Raw genomic sequence first — 977 nt, 5'->3', positions numbered from 1 at the left:
TATCCCATTCAATCAATGTAGGCACAGAGCCAAAGCGCTTGAGCGCCTCTTCATAAAGCTTCCAAACATCGTCATGTACCTGGGCGCCATGTGTATCAAGTAAATGTGTACCCTGGTCTTCAAACCCTGCTAGGTGTAATTCCTTCACGCGATCTGCCGATAGTCGCGCCAAATAATCTTTAGCATCAAACTGATGATTCTGAGCACTCACGTAGATATTGTTGATATCGCACAGCAACAAACAGTCTGCGCGCTCAAGTACTTCGCACAAGAAATCAACTTCACTCAAATAACTGTCTTTAAACTCAAGATAGCTGGAAACATTCTCGATCAGTATTTGGCGACCTAAGTATTCCTGGACTTGCTCAATACGCTCAGCAATATGTTTTGCCGCAAGCTCTGTATAAGGCATTGGAAAAAGATCATGCCCGTGAAGACCTGATGCGCTCGTCCAACATAAATGATCAGAAACAAGTGCTGGCTGAAAACGATCAACAAGCGCTTTGAGTTTTTTTAGATAATCTTGGTTCAAGGGGTCTAAGGAACCCAAAGATAAACCGATACCATGAAAGGTGATGGGAAAGCGTTCTGCTATTTGCGACAGATATTGAAGAGGTAAACCTCCGTCACCCATATAGTTATCTGTTAGCGCTTCAAACCATTGAGGATGATTCTGTCCAGAGAGTATGTCTTGATAATGCTGCGAACGTAGACCAAGACCAAGGCCTTCAAGCGAAGAGAAAGGGGAAGCTGAGTTCATTGCTCTTAGTCCAGTACGCTGCAAAATGTTACTTCACTTTACCGCCAACGATTTTTTTACATGTTCCTTCTGGAACATATACCCACTCTTCTGGGTCACCATCAACCGTTGCTTGACCAGCACAGCTATGCTTGCTCGTACCACAGTCATTCATACCTGCTTTGGCAATACCTTGGCATTTCTCAAAACCTGGCTTTCCTGCAACCGCATCAGACGC

General features: G+C 44.4%; 2 protein-coding genes. Both read right to left on the bottom strand.

The features are described 5' to 3' along the window. The coding region (locus tag A3739_RS25625; protein WP_068503247.1) for a DUF692 domain-containing protein at nucleotides 1–760 on the bottom strand (760 nt) is incomplete at its 3' end. A 28-nt stretch (nucleotides 761–788) separates the two neighbouring features. Beyond that, a partial coding sequence (locus A3739_RS25620; protein WP_156502842.1) for a DUF2282 domain-containing protein occupies nucleotides 789–977 on the bottom strand: 189 nt, incomplete at its 5' end.

The organism is Oleiphilus sp. HI0067 (assembly GCF_001635735.1).
This window is presented reverse-complemented; position numbering and strand designations above follow the sequence as displayed.